The organism is Streptomyces sp. HUAS MG56 (genome assembly GCF_058673395.1).
The window spans coordinates 7975895-7995303 of the sequence record NZ_CM178722.1 but is presented as its reverse complement, the minus strand read 5'-3'; the positions used below and the strand labels follow the sequence as shown (position 1 = coordinate 7995303).

Sequence of the window (19409 nt, the reverse complement as noted above, 5' to 3'; positions counted from 1 at the left end):
GTCCCCTTCCGCTCGCGCCAGGGCGTCCTTCGGCACTCCCAGCACATGACGTGCGTACGGCGGTGTCAATGGCGGGATACCGGATGGCGGACCCCGGACGCGCTCGGTCTGCGGGAACGGCGGTGCCGCGCCCCGGGACGGGACGCGGCACGGCACGGCGCGGGGGCGTCAGGCCAGCTCGGCCGAGAGCGTGATGGTCGTACCGGCCAGGGCCTGGCTGACCGGGCAGTTCTTCTTGGCGTCCTCGGCGGCCGAGGCGAAGCCCTCCTCGTCGAGGCCGGGGACCTCGCCGCGCACCCAGAGGTGGATGCCGGTGATGCCCTCGCCCGGCTGGAAGGTCACGTCGGCCTTGGTCTCCAGGCGGGTCGGCGGGGTGCCGGCGCCGGTCAGACCGTGCGAGAGGGCCATGGAGAAGCAGCTGGAGTGGGCGGCGGCGATCAGCTCCTCGGGGCTGGTTTTGCCGTTCGCCTGCTCGGCGCGCGACGGCCACGACACCGGCTGCGAGCCGATGCCGGAGGAGTCGAAGGTGACGGTGCCGCTGCCCGTGAGCAGCTCGCCCTCCCAGACGGTGTGCGCGGTACGCGTGGTGGCCACGGTGGTTCCTTTCGCGGGTGGTCGGTCCCGTTTCCGGGTGCCGTTTCCGGGTTCCGTGTCCCCATCCGATCACATCCGGGCCCGCCGCATGCCGAAGACCGGCCCACACGTGGTGAACGGAAGGTGACGGTGCGTTCCGCCGGGCCTAGCGCGGTGTTCAGGCCGCCTGTTCCTCCTCCTCGGTGGCGGTGGTGAGCGGGACCTCGGGGCCGTTCAGCTCGCGCAGCCAGCGGCGCAGTACGTGGTGGACCTGTTCGGCGCCGACGAGTTCCTCGCGGTCCGAGGCCGGTGCGGACAGGCCGAGCGGGGAGAGGAGGAACGGGCGGGACTGGGCGCCGCCGAGGCCGCCGTGGGAGCCGATCTGCTCCTCGAAGGCGAGCACCTCGCCGCCGGCCGGGTCGTACGCGGAGTTCACCATGATGTCGGCGGTGTGCGGGAAGGAGTGGGTGCGCCGGACGGCGTCGGCGGCGCCGGGCCCGAACGGGGCCAGCGGCCCGGACGCGTCGGTCAGGTCGGCCAGCGGGACCTCGGCGCCGTGCGCGCCCAGCACCACACCGCCGTGCTCCGCGCTGCGCACCAGCAGGAAGCCGATGCCGGGGTGGTGGGCGAGGGTGGTGAGCAGGGCGGGATGGCGGGCGTCGATCTCCTCCCGGGTCATACGGTGGTGCACGTCCGGGAAGGAGATCAGGCCGAGGTTGCCGGAGGCCAGCACGATCGGCTCGGAACCGGGGGCGGGGCGGGCGGGGGGTCCGCCCGCCCGGAGGGCGCGGGCGGGGCGGTGCTGCTCGCCCGCCTCCTCCACCGGCCGGCGCAGCGCGGCCCGCACGGCGGCCCGGGCCTCGGCGCCGCTTCGGGTACGTCCCGCGCGGTGCGGCACGGGCAGTCCGCAGCCGGCGCGGACGAGGTCGCCGAGGGAGAGGCCGTAACGGCCGTGGAAGGTCTCGCCGGGGCTCTGACCGTGGTCGGAGAGGACGACGAGGCGGTAGGGGCGGGGGGCGTGTTCGGCGACGCGCTGGAGCAGGGCGAGGGCGCGGTCGAGGCGTTGCAGCACCTTCTCGGCGTCCCGGCTGTGCGGGCCGGAGTGGTGGGCGACCTCGTCGTAGGCGACCAGGTCGGCGTAGACGGCGGTGCGCCCGGCGAGCATGTCGCCCATCACCGCGGCGACGACGACGTCCCGCTCGACGACGGTGGCGAAGGCCCGCACGAGGGGGTAGAGGCCGCCGCGGCCGACCCGGGGGCGCTGTCCGCGCAGCCGGGCCCGGACGGACTGGCCGACCTCGCGGGCGACTTCGGCGCCGAAGGACAGGGCGGTGCGTACGGCGTTGGCGGGGTCGGAGAAGTAGGCGAAGTAACCGGCGCGGGACCGGTTCTCCTTGCCCCGTCGGCGGGCGGCGATGGACAGGACGAGGGCCTGCTCGCCGGCGCCGCCGCTGAAGAGGTTGCCGCGGCTGGCGCCGTCGATGGTGAGCAGTCCGCCGTCGCCGGTGTGCACGGCGGCGCGGCGCTGCAGTTCGGCGGCGCTCGTCGGCCGGTTGCACACCATCACCTCGCCGCGGTCCTTCTCGTACCAGCGGAACGCCGGCACGTCGAAGGTGCTGCCATGGAGAATGCCGAGCTGGCTGGCACCGGTCTGGCTGGACCAGTCGGTGCGCCAGGGGGTGAGGCGGTGGGTGGCTGGCGGTGGAGGTGGGGCTGCGGCTGTGGGTGTATGCGATCGACCGTCGACTGTCGGCGTTCGACCGTCGGCTGTCTCCTGTCCGCCGTCGACAGGGCGACGGTCAACCGTGGACCGTATACCGTCGACCGGCCGCGCGTCGACCGTCGCATGCATACGGTCGACCAGCCGCGCGTCGACCGTCGAATGCATACCGTCGACCCCCGACGCATCCACCGTCGACCGCACACCGTCGACCGCCGGCACGTCCACCGTCGACCGCACACCGTCGACCGCCGGCACGTCCACCGTCGACCGCACACCGTCGACTGCCGACACGTCCACCGTCGACGGCGCGCTGTCGCCCGTCGCCAGCCACCCGGCCACCGTCGGCATCAGCCCCTTGCCGACCGCCGCCGTCAGGACGTCGTGGCCGACGCCGTCGAGTTGGACGAAGACCAGGCCGGGGGTGGTGGGGCAGGGTGGGTCGGATCTGCGGCGGCGGGCGGCGAGGCGGTGCAGGCGGCGGCGGTAGGCCTCGTCGTCGCGTACGGCGAGGGCCGCGCCGGTGGCCGAGGCGACGGCGGACATCACGGCGGCCACGATGACCGCGGTCTCCGGGGCTGCCGCGCCCCGGCCGGAGGGGTTGATGCGCAGGGCGAGCAGCAGCAGGGAGCCGTTGAGGACGAAGACGAGCAGGCCGAGGAAGAGGGCGGGGACGAGGAGCAGGAGCCGGACCAGGAGTGGCCAGACGACGGCCGACAGGACGCCGAAGGCGCCGGCGCCGCAGGCGGCGGTGATGGCGATCCGGGTGGCGCTGTCGCCGTCGGCGGACCGGAGTTGGAAGTCGGGCAGGAGGGCGGCGAGGGCCAGCATGGTGAGGGTGGAGGCCGCCCATACGGTGGTGCTGCGTCCGATCTGGCCGGCGACCCGCCGCCACGGAACGCCCCGTACGCCTCGTACGCCACGCACGCCCTGTCCACCCCACGTCCCGGCCCGCTCGACGGCCGGGCCCCGCTCCACCTTGTCATACCGGTCCGGGGGCGCCGGCTTGTGGCCGTGCGGCTCGGCGACGGCTCAGCGGCCGTCGTAGCCGGCGGTCGGCATGGACAGCCGGCGGTGGACGCGGGCCTTCATCTGGGCGTCGTAGGCCGGTTCGGCGCGGTCGGCCGTTTCCACGCGTACTCCGCGCCGGGCGCATTCGGCGGTGAAGGCCTCGACGGAGGACAGGGCTCGGCGCAGGACGCGCAGGCTGGGGGCGACGAACACGTCGATGCCGGGGCGGACGCCGTCCCACAGGGCGCAGTGGTCGAAGCGCAGGCCGCCGACGAGGAGTTCGCGGGCGACGACGTATCCGTGCTCGGCGGCCCAGCGGGCGCACATGGCGTGCTGGCTGCGGGCGTCGACGAGGAAGGGGTCGGCCTCCAGTTCCTCCAGCGGGGTCAGACTGGCGATGGCGGTGACCCGTACGGGCGCGGGCATGCCGGAGGCGGCCTGCGGTTGTCCCATGGCGTCCCCCTCACCTCCGGGTTTCGCCGCCGACCCTACTCCTGCCCGTAGGCTTCGGGGAGTCGCGTGAAGGAGGCGTAAGAAGGTGCCGGTGGAGATCACCTGGTGGGGTCACGCGACCTGCACGATCGAGGATGCGCGGACACGGGTGCTGACCGATCCTCTGTTCGCGCGCCGGCTCGCGCATCTGCGGCGGCGCCGGGGGGACGTGCCGCCGGCCGGGGCCCGGCGCGCGGACGTGGTGGTCGTGTCCCATCTGCACGCCGATCATCTGCATGTGCCCTCGCTGGCGTCGCTCGCGCCGGGTACGCGCCTGCTCGTGCCCCGGGGTGCGCGGCGGGCGGTGCCGGCGCTTTGCCGGCTGCGGCAGTTGCGGGTGAGCGAGGTGGTGCCGGGGGACGAGGTGTGCGCCGGTGAGGTGCGGATCCGGGTGGTGCCCGCGGCGCACGACGGGCGGCGGTTGCCGGTGGGGCCGCGTCGTGCGCCGGCGCTGGGGTATGTCGTGGAGGGGGAGGCGCGGACGTATTTCGCGGGGGACACGGGGTTGTTCGACGCGATGGCGGCATGGGTCGGGCCGGTGGATGTGGCGTTGCTGCCGGTGGGCGGCTGGGGGCCGTTCCTGGGTGAGGGGCATCTGGATGCGGGGCGGGCGGCGCGGGCGCTGGCCGGGCTGGCGCCGCGGCTGGCGGTTCCGGTGCATTACGGGACGTACTGGCCGATCGGGATGGATGCGGTGCGGCCGCACGAGTTCTCCGCGCCGGGGGACGAGTTCGTGCGGTGGGCGGGGGTGGTGGCGCCGCAGGTGGTGGTGCGCAGGCTGGGGCACGGCGAGAGTGTGCGGCTGGAGGTCGCGCGGTGAGCCTGCCGGTGTCCGCGGGGGTGTGGGCGGCCGCGGCGGCGCCTGCGGGGCCGGTGGTGCCGCCGGAGTCGACGCAGCAGGCGATCGGTTATCCGTCGTTGTTCCTGCTGGTGTTGATCGGGGCGCTGGTGCCGGTGGTGCCGACGGGGGCGCTGGTGAGTTCGGCGGCGGTGGTGGCGTTCCATCAGACGGCGCCGTTCTCGTTGGGGCTGGTGTTCGTGACGGCGTCGTCGGCGGCGTTCCTGGGGGACGGGGCGTTGTACTGGCTGGGGCGGCGTGGGATGCGGTCGCGGGGTGGGTCGCGGTGGCTGGAGGCGATCCGGTCGCGGGCGCCGGACGCTGCGCTGGCTTCGGCGCGGGGGAGGCTGGCCGGGCACGGGGTTGCGGTGCTGGTGTTGTCCCGGCTGGTGCCGGCGGGCCGGATTCCGGTGATGTTGGCTTGTCTGATGGCTGATTGGCCGCTCGGGCGGTTCGGCCGGGGGAATGTGGCGGCGTGTCTGGCGTGGGCGGCGACGTATCAGGTCATCGGGATCCTGGGGGGTGGGTTGTTCCGTGAGCCGTGGGAGGGGGTTGTGGCGGCGGTGGCGCTGACAGTGGTGGTCAGTGGGGTGCCGAGTGTGGTGCGGCGGTTTCGGTAGCGGTGTCGGGGTGGGTGTGCGTTTCGGGGTGCGGGTTCGTCGGGGTCGACCGGGCGGTTTGCCGCGCCCTGTTCGGGGTGGTGCTCCGGTCGAGCCGGCGTGACGCTCCCACCGGAAGGTCCCACAGGTCTTCCCGTACCAGGCCTGCCTTCTCCCAGGCCGCACGCACGCGTGTGAGTGGTTCGAGGACGGGTTCGGCGGAGAGGACGAAGGTGCCCCAGTGCATGGGTGCCATGCGGGGGGCGCCGAGGTCGAGGGTGGCCTGGACGGCTTCCTCGGGGTCGCAGTGGACGTCGCTGAGCCACCAGCGGGGCTCGTAGGCGCCGATGGGCATGAGGGCGAGGTCGATGCCGGGGTAGCGGCGGCCGATGCGGGAGAACCAGTGGCCGTAGCCGGTGTCGCCGGCGAAGTAGAGGCGTCGGCCGTCGGTGCCGGTGAGGATCCAGCCGCCCCACAGGCTGCGGCAGGTGTCGGTGAGGGTGCGCTTGGACCAGTGGTGGGCGGGGACGAAGTCGAAGCGGACTCCGGCCAGTTCGGCGCCCTCCCACCAGTCGAGTTCGGTGACGTGGGTGAAGCGGCGGCGCCTGAACCAGCGGGCGAGCCCGGCGGGGACGAACAGCGGTGTGGTGCGCGGGAGTCGGCGCAGAGTGGGGGCGTCGAGGTGGTCGTAGTGGTTGTGGCTGATGACGACGGCGTCGATGCGGGGCAGGTTGTCCCAGGGGACGCCGACCGGGGTGATGCGGGCGGGGGCGCCGAGGATGCGGCGGGACCAGACGGGGTCGGTGAGGACGGTCAGGCCGCCGATGCGGACGATCCAGCTGGCGTGTCCGGCCCAGGTGACGGCGAGGGTGTGGGTGTCGGGGCGGGGCAGCGGGCCGGGTTCGACGGGGAGCAGGGGGAGGTCGGCGAGGCCTTCGGTGCCGGGGCGTACGGCGCCTTCGCGGGCGAAGCGGGCCATGGCTCTGAGGCCGGGCAGCGGGGCGGTGAGCCGGTCGTGGAACGTCCGTGGCCACACGCGGTGTTCGCCCAGGGGGCGGGGCTCGGCGAGGGGCGGGACGGAGGGGGCGAGGGGTGTCGGTGCGGCCACGGTGACGGCGGTCGTGGCCGCGGGTGCCGTGGGAGACGCGGGAGGCGTGGGTGAGGTCGTCGTGGGCGATCCTGGCTCGTGCGTCTGCTGCGTCTGCTGCGTCATCGAGGGGACTCCCGTCGCTGGGCTTCGTCGCGGAGATCGTCGAGGAGCGATGTCAAGGAGATCAACGCGCGGTGCACGTGCGGCAGTTCCAACGGTGTGGGGGACGTGAGGCATTCCGCGCGTTCGTCGTCGGTGGTGCCGAGCAGGGGGCCGGTGGCGAGGCGTACGCGCAGGGCGGCGAGGTCGTCGCCGAAGCGGTGGCCGCCGGGTGCGGGCATGCCGAGGCGGGTGGTGAGGAAGTCCTCCAACTCCTGGGCGTCGCCGACTCCTTGGGCGGCGAGGGGTGCGCGCAGGGGGCCGAGGTCGGCGTAGAGGTGGCGGCCGGCCTGCGGGGGGCGGGCGAGGGCACCGGCAGCGACGAGCGTGGCGTGCGCGGCGGCGGCCACGCGCGCGTGGAGGCGTACGGTGTGCTCGCGGCGCTCGGTGACGGGCGGGGGTTCGTCGAGGGCGTAGCCGGCCGCGGCGGCGACGGGGGCGGCGACGCGGGCGCCGAGTGCGGTGAGGATGTCGAGCACGCGCGCGTGGAGGTGGAGTCCGGGTCCGGTCGCGGGGAAGCGGGCGACGGCGGCGGGCCAGCCGGGGGGCAGCAGCGAGCCGGCGAGGTCGGTGACGACGGTGACCCGGTCGGGGCGCATCTCGGCGGGGCTGAGCAGGACGGTGTCGTGGGGGTCGTGCAGGGTGTCGCGCCAGGTCTCGTCGCTGACCAGGTGCAGGCCTTCGGAGGTGGCGGCTTCGACGGTCTCGTGGAGGAGTTCGGGGGCGGCGACGGTGGCGGTGGGGTCGTCGGCGACGGACAGCACGAGCAGCCGGGGGTCGCCGCCCTCAGTGCGGACCCGGCGGACGGTCTCCAGCAGGGCGTAGGGGTCGGGGACGCCGCCGCTCTCGGCGGGGGTGGGCACGTGGTAGACGGGCCGGCCGAGGATCCGGGCGTAGGGCGCCCACCAGGCGGCGCAGGGGCGGGGTACGAGGACGTCGGCGCCGTCCGAGGCGAGGGCGGCGGTGAGGGCGAGGAGCAGGGCGGGGGCGCCGGGGCCGGCGGCGACCTGGTCGGGGACGGTGGGCAGGCCGCGCCGGGTCCAGTAGCCGCAGGCCGCTTCGAGGAGGCCGGGGGCGCCGCCGACGGGCTGGGCGTCGGTGCGGCGGGCGGCGGCGGCGAGTACGGCGGTGAGTTCGGGGAGCACGGGCAGGCCGTCGCCGGGCAGGGGCGGGCCGTAGCGGACGGGGCCGTGGCCCTCGGGGTCCGTGCGCCGCATGTCCGCCTCCGCGCAGTCCGTGATGGGTCGTCGTGGGCTCGTCGTGGGCTGCTGTGCAGTCCGCTGTCCGGGGTCGCGGGGTACGGCAGCCGGCGCGGGAGGGGGGGCCGGTCTCCGGTGGGTGTACCCGGCGGGCGGGCGCCTGTGAGCGGTGCGGGCGTTGTCCCGGTCATCCTCCGGTAGGGCGGCCCGCCGCTCCGCGCCGGTGGCCGTGGAGCCGGTGGCCGGCCCCGGCGCAGGCGGCGGCGATGAGGATGCCGCCGGCGACGAGGGCGGGGACGGAGCCGGTGAAGCTGCCGCCCTGCCCGGCCTCGACACCGTGCTGCACGCCGGCCGGGGCGCAGTCGTCGCCGTCGCGGGACGGGGTGCCGTGCGACGGGGCGGCGTGCGGGGAGTCGTGCCGCGGGTCGCTGGGCTCGGTGCAGGTGTGGGTGTGGGTGTCCGTGTCGGAGCAGGCGCCGCTTCCGGTGACGCCTCCCCTCCCGCTCGCGCTTCCGCTCCCGCTGGTGAGGCAGTCGCGTCCGCCGCTCTGGCACGGTGCGGTGTCGCGGCACGGGGTGCGGTCGGCGCAGGCCTCGCCGTCCCGGCAGCCGGTGCTCTCCCGGCAGGAGGCGTCCCCGGGCCGGCACTGGGTGCCGCCGCTGTCGGCGCAGGGTTTGGTTTCGGGGAAGAGCTGGGCCGGAGCCTCGACGGCGCCGGGCAGCGGGTCACTGGCGGGGTCGGGCAGGGCGCCGGCCGCAGCGCCGGTGCCGAACGACGGGCCGGTCGCGCCACCGGACAAGGGGTCGGTGGCGGAGCCGGGCAAGGGGCCGGTCGCGCCACCGGACATTGGGCCGGTCACGCCGCCGGGCGGAGGGCCGGTGGCGCCGCCGGACAAAGGACCGGTCGCGCCTCCGGTCGTGGGGCCGGTCGCGGAGCCGGACATAGAGCCGGTCCCGCCGCCGGACCCCCCACCGGTCCCGCCGCCGGTCATGGGGCCCGTCATGGGGCCCGTCACGGGGCCGGCCATGGGGCCGGTCGCGTTGCCGGGCGGAGGAGGGCCGGTGGCGTTGCCGGGCGAGGTGCCGGTCGTGGTGTCGCAGTTCGCGGCGACGACGGTGGGGAGGGGGCCGGCCGGGGCGGCGGTGGCGGTGGGGCCGGGCAGGAACAGGGCGGCACCGGCGGCGAGGGCGACGGACAGGGCACGGGCGGTGCGGCGCATGGGACGGGCTCCTCGACGGGCTGCGGCGGATCGGCGGGCCCGCGTGTACGGCGGGCGCTGCCGGACGGCGCCACGGGCACGGGGCCGGGGGCACGGGGTGTGCCCTGGTTGCCATCACAGCCCGTGCGGCGCCGGACCGCGCGTCGCCGGACCCCATTCGCGGGACGGGGACGCCCAGCCGGGTGACGGGGGCGCGCGGCGCCTGTTCGGGGCGGTGCGGGGGCGGACACGTGGTGGCACGGCGCGGTCGGCGGCGGCATGGGCGGACGCCCGCGCCGGTGTCACTGCCGGGCCCGGCGAGGAGGCTCTGCCGTGCCGCGGGCCTGCGGTCGCGGGGCGAGGGGGCGGCCAGGCACGCGGGAGGGGTGCGGCGGCGTCCGGTACGGCACCGCGCGGCGCGGTACGGCGGTGGGTACGGCGCGGTCGGCGACCGGCACGGCAGGGTTCGGGCGCGGGCAGGTGGGGGCGAAGGCCGGGCAGGGGCGGCCCCGGGGGTGTGGGCGCGGGTGGCGGTCAGGCGCCGGCGGTGCGCGGGGTGGCGGTGTCGCCGCAGCAGCGGTCGCGGGCGCCCTCGCGGGTGCGGCCCGCGCTGACGAGGCGGCGCGGGTTGCGGCGCAGGTACTCGCCCTCCAGCTGCGCCATGCGCTCGTTGTGGGCGCGCAGCGCGTCGTTGGAGCCGTACAGCAGGGTGTCGTGGCGCGTGCGGTGGATCGTCTCCAGCTCTTTCATGAGCTGCTGGTCGTCCAGTCGGCTGGGGTCGACTCCGGTCATGGTGGTGCCCCGCTCGTCGTGTCCGTGGTCCCGGCCCCGAGCGTGCTGCCGGGAGGATCCCGGGAGGCCGGGGTTCCTGCCATCCACCATACGAAGATCCCGCGCCCTGAGCCTGCGAAGGCCCGGGGGCGCGGGGTGCGGGAGGTCAGCGGGCGCGTTCGACGCGGCGTTCGTCCCAGACGGGTTCCGGGGTCTCGCGGACGCGGCCGTCGGTGCCGAAGACGAGGTAGCGGTCGAAGGAGCGGGCGAACCAGCGGTCGTGGGTGACGGCGAGGACCGTGCCGTCGAAGGCCTCCATGCCTTCCTGGAGGGCCTCGGCCGATTCCAGGTCAAGGTTGTCGGTGGGCTCGTCGAGGAGCAGCGCGGTGGCGCCGGCGAGCTCCAGCAGGAGGATCTGGAAGCGGGCCTGCTGGCCACCGGAGAGCCGGTCGAAGGCCTGCTCGGCCTGCTGGGTCAGCTCGTAGCGGCGCAGCCGGGACATGGCCGGGCCCCGGTCCTGGGCGTGTTCCTTCCACAGGATGTCGAGGAGGGTGCGGCCGTGGAGTTCGGGGTGGGCGTGGGTCTGGGCGAAGTGGCCGGGGACGACGCGTGCGCCGAGTTTCCACTCCCCCGTGTGCGCCACGTCGTCGCCGGCGAGGAGGCGCAGGAAGTGGGACTTGCCGGAGCCGTTGGAGCCGAGGACCGCGACCCGTTCGCCGTAGAAGACCTCCAGGTCGAAGGGTTTCATCAGGCCCGTCAGTTCAAGTCCCTTGCAGGTGACGGCTCTTACGCCGGTGCGGCCGCCCTTGAGGCGCATGGTGATGTCCTGTTCGCGGGGCGGCTCCGGGGGCGGGCCGGCCTCCTCGAACTTGCGCAGGCGGGTCTGTGCGGCGGCGTAGCGGGAGGCCAGCTCGTGGGAGACGGTGGCCGCCTGGCGGAGGCTCAGCACGAGCTTCTTGAGCTGGGCGTGTTTCTCGTCCCAGCGGCGGCGCAGTTCCTCGAAGCGGGCGAAGCGTTCGCGGCGGGCGTCGTGGTAGGTGGCGAAGCCGGCGCCGTGCACCCAGGCGTCGGCACCGGCCGGGCCCGGTTCGACGGAGATGATCTTCTCGGCGGCGCGGGCGAGGAGTTCGCGGTCGTGGGAGACGAACAGGACCGTCTTGCGGGTCTGCTTCAGCTGCTCCTCAAGCCAGCGTTTGCCGGGTACGTCGAGGTAGTTGTCGGGCTCGTCCAGCAGGAGGACCTCGTCGGTGCCGCGCAGCAGGGCTTCGAGGACGAGGCGCTTCTGCTCGCCGCCGGAGAGGGTGCGCACCTGCCGCCACTGGGCCGTGTCGTAGGGCATGCCGAGCGCGGCGGTGGTGCACACGTCCCACAGGGTCTCGGCCTCGTAGCCGCGGGCCTCGGCCCAGTCGGCGAGGGCCTGGGCGTAGGCGAGCTGGGCGGTTTCGTCGTCGACGGTCATGATCGCGTGCTCGGCGTCGTCGACGGCCTTGGCCGCTTCGCGGATGCGGGGCGGGGCGACGGAGACGAGCAGGTCGCGTACGGTCGTCTCGTCGCGTACGGAGCCCACGAACTGGCGCATGACGCCGAGGCCGCCGGTGACGGTGACGGTGCCGCCGTGGGGTTTGAGCTCGCCGGAGATCAGCCGCAGCAGGGTGGTCTTGCCGGCGCCGTTCGGGCCGACCAGGGCGACGGCGGAGCCTTCGCCGACGCGGAAGGACACGTCCCCGAGGAGGGTCCTCCCGTCGGGGAGGTGGTACTCGAGGTGTGCGGCTTCCAGATGTCCCATGACCTGGCATTGTGCGGGGTGGGCGGTGAACAGGGCAAACGCTTATCGGGCGGCGTTCGGTGCCGGGGCGGTCAGCGGGCCGCGTCGAGGGGTTCTCCCGTCGGGCCGGGCTCTCCGGCCGGTTCCACCGCGGCGCCCTGCCAGGAGATCGTCTTCCAGCCGTCGGCCGGGGTTCCCTCCAGGACGATCACGCCGGTGTTGTGGAGGGGGCGGGCGGCGGCGAAGGCGACGTCGACGTTGTCGGCGCGGGCGGCGGTCCACAGGCGGATCGCGGCGCCGTGGCTGACGAGGGCGACGGTTCCGGCGCCGCCGGCCGCGGCCTCGGCGACGACGGCGTCGTACCGGGCGAGGGCCGCCTCGCCGCTCTCCCCGCCGGGGATGCGCCGGGTGGTGTCGCCGGCCGCCCACGCGAAGATGGTGCGCATGTACTCCCGGCCCTCGGTGGACTCGCCGGGCAGCATCTCCAGGTCGCCGGCGGACACCTCGCGGATGCCGTCGCGGACGATGGTTTCGAGGCCCCGGGCGGCGGCCAGCGGGGCCGCCGTCAGCTGGGCGCGCAGCAGGGTGGAGACGTAGAGGGCGTCGATGTGCTCGTCGGCGAGCGCCTCGGGCAGGGCGGCGGCCTGTGCCTCGCCGAGCGGGGTGAGTCCCGGTCCGGGTACGGCGGTGTCCAGGCGGTGGTCCACGTTGGAGGGGGTCTCGCCGTGACGGACGAGGAGCAGACGCATGCGGGGTTCTCCCTTCGCGCCGGTCATGCGCCCGGCGCACGCGCGCACGGAAGCGGGCACCTCAGGGTATCCGCACGCATGCGGGGGCCGGGCCGCCGGGCCCGCGCCCGCCGTCGCACGGCCCTTGCGCGGCAGCGTCCGCGCACCCATTCTCTGACGCACCGTCAGTCCATGATGCGAAACGGCGGTCTCATCATTCGGCCTGCGCGCGTACGGTGATCCGTACCACCGTCGGACCACCGCCGGACCAGAGGTGAAGGGGAACCGCCATGCCGAGAGCACGGGAGACGGCCGTCTACACGCACGGGCACCACGCGTCGGTGCTGCGTTCGCACACCTGGCGGACCGCCGCCAACTCCGCGGCGTATCTGCTCGGTTCGCTGAAGCCGCACATGAAGATCCTGGACATCGGCTGCGGTCCCGGGACCATCACCGCGGACCTGGCGGAGCTGGTCCCCGACGGTCATGTCACCGGCGTCGACCACGCGCCCGGCATCCTGGAGCAGGCCCGGGCCACCGCGCAGGCGCGCGGGCTGGCCAACGTGGACTTCGCGGTCGCCGACGTCCACGCCCTGGACTATCCGGACGACACGTTCTGCGTGGTCCACGCCCACCAGGTGCTCCAGCACGTCGGCGACCCGGTGCAGGCGCTGCGCGAGATGCGCCGGGTGACGAGGCCGGGCGGGTTCATCGCGGTACGCGACGCGGACTACGCGGCGATGACCTGGTACCCGGCGGTGCCCGGCCTGGACGACTGGCTGGATCTGTACGAGCGGGTGGCCCGGGCCAACGGCGGCGAGCCGGACGCCGGGCGCCGGCTGCTGGCGTGGGCGCGGGCCGCCGGGCTGCGGGACATCACCGCGACGTCCGCCACCTGGACGTTCGCCACGCCCGAGGAGCGGGCCTGGTGGAGCGGGCTGTGGGCGGACCGCACCGTGGCCTCCTCCTACGCGGAGCGGGCCGTGCAGGGCGGGCACGCGACCGAGGAGCGGCTGCGGGCGGTGTCCGAGGCATGGCGGGACTGGGGCCGGCGGGAGGACGGCTGGTTCGGCGTGCTGCACGGGGAGATCCTGTGCCGCAAGGAGGCCTGAAGGTCAGCGGGGTTCCTCGCCCGTGAAGGAGTACCGGGTCTCCTCGCCCGTGAAGGAGTACGCGGCCCAGGGACCGGTGAGTTCCACCCGGACTCCCGGTTCCTCGGCCCGCGTGCGGTCCACCAGTTCCACGAACTCCTCGCAGTGCACCCGGGGCACCAGATAGGCCGCGTCGAGCACGTTCCGGGCCGCGTGGCCCGGCGGGGTGCACGCCGGGACGCGCACGCGGCAGGCCTCCGCCCGCCCGGCGAGGCGTTCGTGCAGGGTGCGGACGAAGGCCTCCCCCGGCTCGGCGGCGAAGCCGGGCCCGGCAGGCACACCGGCGCCGGCGGCGGAACCGGGCTCGCGGGCGGATCCGGGGGCGGCCGTCGGCTCCGTGTACACCTTCACGCCCCACTCCACCCGGCCCTCCAGCCGGTCCAGGACCCGGCGGAAGGAGTCCTCGTGGGTCTCCAGCAGCGTGCGCGCCACGCTGTCGTCCTCGCAGACGGTCCCGAGCCGCAGCGGCAGCGGGGTGGTGACCGTGGCCAGCGCGTCGATCACACCGCGGTGCGCGCGGACGGTGGCCGCCAGCCACACCGGGTCCTCCAGGTGGGCCTGGAAGGCCTCCTCGCCGAAGTCGGCCTCGGGCACCGTACTGACGACCGCGACCAGACCGCGGTGGCGCAGCAGGCCCGGCGGGGCGCCCGCGACGCCCGTCAGCTGGGACTGAAGGGGCGTGTCGAAGGGGCGGCAGACGGCATAGACGTAGCGCAGTCCGGCCATGGTCCCTCCTTTGCTCCAGCTCCAGACTGACCCTGCGGCCGCGCCCGCGCCACAGAGGCCGGCGCGGTCCGCCGCGGGCGCCGGCCTCTGTGGCGCCGCTCAGCGCGCGGCCTTCTCCTCCACCAGCAGTTTCACGGCGTTCACGATGCCCACGGCGTCGATGCCGGCCGCGTTCAGCTGCTCGTCGGGCGCGGCCGAGCCCGGCATGGTGCGCACCGCGAGCCGGAGAAGCCGGGGCACGGGCCGGCCGTCGGCGAAGGCCTCCGCGACGGCGTCGCCGAGGCCGCCCTCGGGGTGGTGGTCCTCGACGGTGAGCAGGCAGCCGGTCTCGTCGGCGGCCCGGCGCAGGGTCTCGGTGTCGACGGGCTTGACGGAGTACAGGTCGATCACCCGGACCCGGATGCCGTCCTCGGCGAGCCGGTCGGCCGCCGCGAGCGCCTCGGGCACGGTGACCCCGGCCGCGATCACGCTCACCCGGTCCTCGTCACTGGTGCGCAGCGTCCTGCTGCCGCCGACCGGGAACTCCTCACCGGGCCCGTAGATCACCGGTGTCGCGCCGCGCGAGGTGCGCAGATAGCGGATGCCGTCGAGGCCGGCCATGGCCGCGACCAGGCGGGCGGTCTGGTTGGCGTCGCACGGGTAGAGCACCGTCGAGCCGTACACGCCGCGGAACATCGCCAGGTCCTCCAGGCCCATCTGGGAGGGCCCGTCCTGCCCGATGGCGACACCGGCGTGCGAGCCGACCAGGTTGATCCCGGCGCCGCTGACGGACGCCATGCGCACGAAGTCGTGGGCGCGGGTGAAGAACGCGGCGAACGTGGAGGCGTACGGCAGCCAGCCGCGCGCGGCCATGCCGACGCTGCAGGCGACGAGCTGCTGTTCGGCGATGTAGCACTCGAAGAACCGCTCGGGGTGGGCCTTGGCGAAGGCCTCGGTGCGGGTGGAGTCGCCGACCTCTCCGTCCAGGGCGACCACGTCGCCGCGGGCGGTGCCGAGTGCGGCGAGGGCCGCGCCGAAGGCGTCCCGGGTGGCGACCTCGTCGCCCTTGTCGTAGTGCGGGAGCAGGAGCGGCTCGGTGGTGCGGTCGCGCAGCGCGGCGGCGGCGGGCGGCTCGCCGACGCGGACGTGGACGTCGCGCGGTCCGCCGAGTTCGGCGACGGCCTCCTCGGGGTGGGGCAGCGGCTTGCCGTGCAGGCCCTCGTGGTCCTCGGCGGCGGCGACTCCCCGGCCCTTGAGGGTGCGGGCGAGGACGACGACGGGCTGGCCGGTGGTGGCCAGTGCCTCGCGGTAGGCCTGGTCGATCTTCTCGATGTCGTGGCCGTCGGTCTCGACGGCGTGCCAGCCGAAGGCCCTGAAACGGCGGGCGTAGGCGTCGAGGTCGTGGCCGTGCCGGGTGGGGCCGCGCTGTCCGAGCCGGTTGACGTCCACGATCGTGATCAGGTTGTCCAGCTGCTCGTACCCGGCGTGTTCGGCGGCCTCCCACACCGAGCCCTCCGCCAGTTCGCTGTCCCCGCACAGCACCCACACGCGGTAGCCGGTGCGCTCCAGGCGTTTGCCGGACAGGGCGATGCCGACGCCGACGGGCAGGCCCTGGCCGAGGGAGCCGGTGGCCGTCTCCACCCAGGGCAGCCGCCGGGGCGTGGGGTGCCCCTCCAGCCGGCTGCCGAGTTTGCGGAACGTGAGGAGTTCGCCGTCCTCGACCGCGCCGGCCGCCTTGTAGGCGGCGTACAGCAGGGGTGAGGCGTGGCCCTTGGACAGGACGAAGCGGTCGTTGGCGGGGTGCTCGGGGCGTTCGAAGTCGTAGCGCAGGTGCTGCCCCAGCAGGACGGCCATCAGGTCGGCGGCGGACATCGAGGAGGTGGGGTGCCCGGAGCCCGCGGCGGCGGAGGCGCGTACGCTGTCGACGCGCAACTGCGCGGCGAGTTCTGCGAGTTCGTCGAGTTCGGCGGTGTTCATGGTTCTCCACGGATCGTTGTGCAGGTCGGCTCACGGGAGGTTTCCCGTGTATCCGTGAGCGCGGCACTCAAACGTCCCGCGGGTCACCCGAACGGCATGGCGGTGTGCGGCCGGCTCCGGCGGCGCCACCGTCGGCCGGGAAGTCCAACTAGGCTCGTCCGTATGGAGATTCTTGGCGCCACACTGCGCATCTGCGTCGATGACCTCGAAGCCGCGGTCCCGTTCTACGAGCGGCTGGCGGGCGGCAGAGCCCAGCGGTTCGCGCGCGGTGGGGTGCAGGTCGCCGCGATCGGGTCCTTTCTGCTGATGAGCGGGCCGCAGGCGGAGCTGGAGATTCTCCGGAAGGTGACGGCGACCATCGCGGTGCAGGACGTGGCGCAGGCGCACGAGGTGCTGACCGGTCTCGGCGCGCGGATCCTCGCCGGGCCGCTGCCGAGCCCGGCCGGGCGCAGTCTGCTGGTGATGCATCCGGACGGGACGGTCTTCGAGTACGTGGACCAGCAGCGGGCCTGAGCCGCCTCGCTACGGCTGGTCCGGGCGCATCCGGAAGTCGAGGCGGGCGGGCAGCGGCTCGTCGGTGAGCCGGGACCACAGCCGGCCGATCGTCTCCTCGCCCTCGCGCAGGTCGGCGACCTCGACGTCCTCGTCGAGGACGGCCCGCGCCGCCTCGGGCCGGCCCTCGGCGAGCAGCAGTTCGGCCTCAAGGAGGCGGAAGCGGCCGCGCTCGCGCACGGCGGGCGGCAGCCGGTCCCACACGGCGCGGGCCTCGGCCGTGCGCCGCACCTGCAGCAGGGCCCCGAGGGTCTCGCGGCCGAGCGCGGCCTGGGCGGAGGCCCAGATCCCGCCGTCGTCGCCGTCACCGTCGCCGCCCGGGGTGTGTGCCGTGTCCTTCGGGCCGTGGGGGAGGGCGCGGCACAGGTCGTCGAAGGCGTCCGCGTAGCGTGCGGCGGCCCGCTCGTGGTGGCCGGACGCCTGGTCGGCGACGGCCAGGCAGCGCAGCGACGGCCAGCGGGAGGACGCCCGTCGCAGGGAGCGTTCCCAGCTGCGGACGGCCTGGGCGTGGTCGCCGGCGTGCCACTGGGCGACTCCGAGGTGGTACTCGGTGTGCGGGGTGGCGGGCGCGGTCTCCAGCATGTCCCGCCAGTGCGGGGCGACGAGGCTCTCGCCGGGCGGTCCTGCCCGGTGCGGCTCGGGCAGCGTGCCGGTGCGCAGCAGTTCCCGCCAGGGTGTCTGGGCCTCGCCCAGGGTGGACTCGGGGAACGGGGTGCCGGGCAGCTTCCCGTCGGAGTGCAGCACCTCCAGGGCGCCCCAGCCGGAACCGGCGGCCAGGATCGCGGCCGGTTCGGTGTCGGCGCACGGCAGCCAGTGGGCATAGGCCTGCTCGACGCGGGCGCGGGGCAGGGCCGCCTCCAGCCGGTCCTCGGCGCCCCGGACCGCCCGGGTCCACTCCCCCGCACCCGGCGTGTCGAGCGGGCCGTACGCCTCCAGCCAGGACACCTCGCTCTGCGCCTCAAGGCGGACGTGTTCGAGCTGGGTGCGGGCGAGGCCGGCCTGGATCTCGCAGTAGCCGCCGGTGCCGGGTTCGGTCAGCCACTGCTGCCAGCGCCGGCCGCCGGGCAGGTGGCCCCACAGGAAGAGCTTGCGGCCGCGCAGGGTGTCGGTGGAGGTCTGCACCAGTCCGTGCCCGTCGGCGTCGAGGGCGGCGATCCAGCGGCGCCGGGCGTCCGGCACGTCGTAGAAGTAGTCGGCGGCGTAGGGGCTGTCGAGGGGGCGGGTGCGGTCGATGCCGTCGTACGTGGGCACCGGGACCCGGCGCAGGCGGCGTTCGTAGCCGAATTGCCAGGCCTCGTCGGCGGGTGCGAGGACGCGGACGTCCTCCGGTACCGCGATGTTGGACCACCAGTAGTCGGGCACCGGGTGCTCGTGCGGGTTGCGGATCCGGACGCCGACGTAGAGGAAGTCGGAGCCGTCGGGCAGCCACAGGTCGACCTGGAAGGGCAGGTCGCGCAGCCGCTCCCACTCCCACAGGCGCAGCATCTCGCCGCCGTCGGGCGCGGGGACGCGGGCGGCGTGCAGCGGGGCGCAGGACAGGGTGGTGTGGCCGGTGGCGCCGATGTTCCATTCGATGCCGCCGGAGTACCAGGCACCGTTGAGCGCGAAGTCGGCGGGCTGGAACACCGGGTTGCGGTAGAGGAGTTCGCGTCCGGTGGGCAGGTGGAGGAGGGAGGCGACCCGGCCGCCGAGGCCGGGCAGGACGGTGGCGCGCAGCCGGTCGTTCTCGATCACCAGGGCGTCCAGGGCGCGGGGTGTGCGGGTTCTGCCGTAGCCGTCGCGGACGCGGACCGGGAGCAGGCTGGTGAGCGGCTCGTGGCCGAGTTGCCGAACCATGTCCCGGGGCATGCCTTCCCGGTCGCGGTCGTCGATGCGGTGGACCTCGTCGAGGGGGTGCAGCGGGGGCAGGGGGTTGTCCGGGCCCAACTCGGCGGCGGGCAGGGTCAGTACCTCACGTCGGATCCTCGTCACGATCACCATGGAACCCGGAGCGCGAGCCACTGCCCAGGGGAGCTGCCGGTCAGGATTGCGCAAAGGCGGCCACGACCACGTCGGCTTCCGGGTGCATCCGGAAGCCGTCGAGGGCGGGCACCTCGGGGTCACGGACGCCGGAGAACCGTACGTCCCTCCTGCCGGTCGCCCCCGTCGTGGCGCGGGGGCACGGCGTTCGTGACAGCCGGGGCGGGCGGGCGCAGGCCCAGGTCGCAGGGGGCGTCGAGCACGACCGACCCGCGCAGGGCGGGTCCCCTCACCGCGCCGAGGCGCTCAGCTGCCGGTCCGCATCTCGGCGGTCAGCGCCCAGCGTTCGTGGTCGCGCCAGGCCCCGTCGATGTGGATCATGGCAGGCGAGAAGCCCTCCAGCCGGAAGCCGGCGCCGCGCGCCAGCGCGACGGAGGCGGTGTTCTCGGGCTGCACGTTGATCTCCAGCCGGTGCAGGCCGAGGGGACCGAAGGCGTAGTCGATGACCAGGTCGAGGCCCTCGCGCATCAGGCCGCGCCCGGCGGCGTGCGCGAAGGCGCCGTAGCCGAGCGCGCCGCACTGGAAGCCGCCCCGCACGATGTTGTTGATGTTGATGAAGCCCGCGATGGCCCCACCGCCCCCGCTGCCCTGGTCGTCCTTCTCGCAGACCAGGAAGCCGGCCTTCGTCGGGTCCTCGATCAGCCGGCCCGCGTAGGCGGCGTAGGCCTCGTCGTTGTCCGGCGGGAACAGCCAGGGCCGGTGCAGGTCCTTGCTCTCGCGGGTGCGGGCCGTGAACTCGGGTCCGTCCTGGAGGGTGAAGTGACGGACGGCCACGCGAGGGCCCTGGGCGAGGTAGTGGGGCGCGGTGTGCGGCATCCGGCCAGCGTACGACGTCACCGGCCGTGCCGCATCCGCGCGCCGG

Annotated in this window: 17 protein-coding genes and 1 pseudogene; 4 read left to right on the top strand and 14 right to left on the bottom strand. The window is 74.8% G+C overall.

The window, feature by feature from the left end; translation table 11 throughout:
* Positions 1 to 168: 168 nt before the first annotated feature.
* The 3 genes from AC4OXY_RS37360 to AC4OXY_RS37350 all read right to left on the bottom strand — a co-directional run bounded on the left by AC4OXY_RS37360 (position 169) and on the right by AC4OXY_RS37350 (position 3757).
* A complete protein-coding gene (locus AC4OXY_RS37360; protein ID WP_356030487.1) occupies positions 169 to 594 on the bottom strand; it encodes an OsmC family protein in 426 nt (141 codons plus the stop codon).
* Between the two features lie 157 nt (positions 595 to 751).
* Entirely contained in the window at positions 752 to 3166 is a 2415-nt protein-coding gene (locus AC4OXY_RS37355) for a phage holin family protein (protein ID WP_491994697.1), read from the bottom strand.
* A 159-nt stretch (positions 3167 to 3325) separates the two neighbouring features.
* Positions 3326 to 3757 carry a hypothetical protein gene (locus AC4OXY_RS37350; protein ID WP_356030488.1) on the bottom strand — a complete coding sequence of 144 codons (432 nt, stop codon included), beginning with the start codon at positions 3755 to 3757 and terminating at the stop codon, positions 3326 to 3328.
* Positions 3758 to 3842: 85 nt separating this feature from the next.
* Here AC4OXY_RS37350 and AC4OXY_RS37345 point away from each other — a divergent pair, with 85 nt between their 5' ends.
* Positions 3843 to 4616, top strand: coding sequence for an MBL fold metallo-hydrolase (locus tag AC4OXY_RS37345; protein WP_356030489.1), 774 nt, complete (start codon positions 3843 to 3845; stop codon positions 4614 to 4616).
* Positions 4617 to 4618: 2 nt separating this feature from the next.
* The gene (locus tag AC4OXY_RS37340; RefSeq protein WP_356030520.1) at positions 4619 to 5254 is read left to right on the top strand and encodes a DedA family protein; all 636 of its coding nucleotides are present in this window, start codon (positions 4619 to 4621) and stop codon (positions 5252 to 5254) included.
* Here AC4OXY_RS37340 and AC4OXY_RS37335 read toward each other — a convergent pair.
* The 6 genes from AC4OXY_RS37335 to AC4OXY_RS37310 form a co-directional block, all read right to left on the bottom strand.
* Positions 5217 to 6446, bottom strand: coding sequence for an MBL fold metallo-hydrolase (locus tag AC4OXY_RS37335; protein WP_491991817.1), 1230 nt, complete (start codon positions 6444 to 6446; stop codon positions 5217 to 5219). The genes AC4OXY_RS37340 and AC4OXY_RS37335 overlap by 38 nt on opposite strands.
* The gene (locus AC4OXY_RS37330) at positions 6443 to 7699 is read right to left on the bottom strand and encodes an aminotransferase class I/II-fold pyridoxal phosphate-dependent enzyme (RefSeq protein ID WP_362820473.1); all 1257 of its coding nucleotides are present in this window, start codon (positions 7697 to 7699) and stop codon (positions 6443 to 6445) included. The genes AC4OXY_RS37335 and AC4OXY_RS37330 overlap by 4 nt, the downstream gene beginning before the upstream one ends.
* 169 nt (positions 7700 to 7868) lie before the next feature.
* Positions 7869 to 8900, bottom strand: a complete 1032-nt coding sequence (locus AC4OXY_RS37325; protein WP_491991816.1) for a hypothetical protein — start codon at positions 8898 to 8900, stop codon at positions 7869 to 7871.
* A 513-nt stretch (positions 8901 to 9413) separates the two neighbouring features.
* The gene (locus AC4OXY_RS37320; RefSeq protein WP_356030493.1) at positions 9414 to 9671 is read right to left on the bottom strand and encodes a DUF6158 family protein; all 258 of its coding nucleotides are present in this window, start codon (positions 9669 to 9671) and stop codon (positions 9414 to 9416) included.
* Between the two features lie 145 nt (positions 9672 to 9816).
* Positions 9817 to 11436 (bottom strand): ABC-F family ATP-binding cassette domain-containing protein, encoded by a 1620-nt coding sequence (locus tag AC4OXY_RS37315; protein WP_376288723.1) that lies wholly within the window; start codon positions 11434 to 11436, stop codon positions 9817 to 9819.
* A gap of 71 nt (positions 11437 to 11507) precedes the next feature.
* Positions 11508 to 12164, bottom strand: coding sequence for a histidine phosphatase family protein (locus AC4OXY_RS37310; protein ID WP_356030495.1), 657 nt, complete (start codon positions 12162 to 12164; stop codon positions 11508 to 11510).
* A 269-nt stretch (positions 12165 to 12433) separates the two neighbouring features.
* Between AC4OXY_RS37310 and AC4OXY_RS37305 the strand changes: the two genes are divergently transcribed.
* On the top strand, positions 12434 to 13255 hold the full coding sequence (locus tag AC4OXY_RS37305; RefSeq protein ID WP_491991815.1) for a class I SAM-dependent methyltransferase: 822 nt from the start codon (positions 12434 to 12436) through the stop codon (positions 13253 to 13255).
* Positions 13256 to 13258: 3 nt separating this feature from the next.
* Here AC4OXY_RS37305 and AC4OXY_RS37300 read toward each other — a convergent pair whose 3' ends face one another.
* Both AC4OXY_RS37300 and AC4OXY_RS37295 read right to left on the bottom strand, forming a co-directional pair.
* The gene (locus AC4OXY_RS37300; protein ID WP_376288726.1) at positions 13259 to 14020 is read right to left on the bottom strand and encodes a GvpL/GvpF family gas vesicle protein; all 762 of its coding nucleotides are present in this window, start codon (positions 14018 to 14020) and stop codon (positions 13259 to 13261) included.
* 99 nt (positions 14021 to 14119) lie between these two features.
* On the bottom strand, positions 14120 to 15976 hold the full coding sequence (locus AC4OXY_RS37295; protein ID WP_402067802.1) for a transketolase: 1857 nt from the start codon (positions 15974 to 15976) through the stop codon (positions 14120 to 14122).
* A gap of 162 nt (positions 15977 to 16138) precedes the next feature.
* Here AC4OXY_RS37295 and AC4OXY_RS37290 point away from each other — a divergent pair, with 162 nt between their 5' ends.
* A complete protein-coding gene (locus AC4OXY_RS37290) occupies positions 16139 to 16489 on the top strand; it encodes a VOC family protein (protein ID WP_356030499.1) in 351 nt (116 codons plus the stop codon).
* A gap of 9 nt (positions 16490 to 16498) precedes the next feature.
* On the opposite strand, the gene AC4OXY_RS37285 is transcribed toward AC4OXY_RS37290, so the two are convergent.
* The 3 genes and pseudogenes from AC4OXY_RS37285 to AC4OXY_RS37275 form a co-directional block, all read right to left on the bottom strand.
* Positions 16499 to 18508 (bottom strand): DUF5107 domain-containing protein, encoded by a 2010-nt coding sequence (locus AC4OXY_RS37285; protein ID WP_491991814.1) that lies wholly within the window; start codon positions 18506 to 18508, stop codon positions 16499 to 16501.
* A gap of 143 nt (positions 18509 to 18651) precedes the next feature.
* Positions 18652 to 18765 (bottom strand): annotated as a pseudogene (locus AC4OXY_RS37280) (arginase family protein); the annotation flags it as partial.
* Between the two features lie 28 nt (positions 18766 to 18793).
* Entirely contained in the window at positions 18794 to 19363 is a 570-nt protein-coding gene (locus tag AC4OXY_RS37275) for a GNAT family N-acetyltransferase (protein ID WP_491991813.1), read from the bottom strand.
* Positions 19364 to 19409 lie beyond the last annotated feature (46 nt).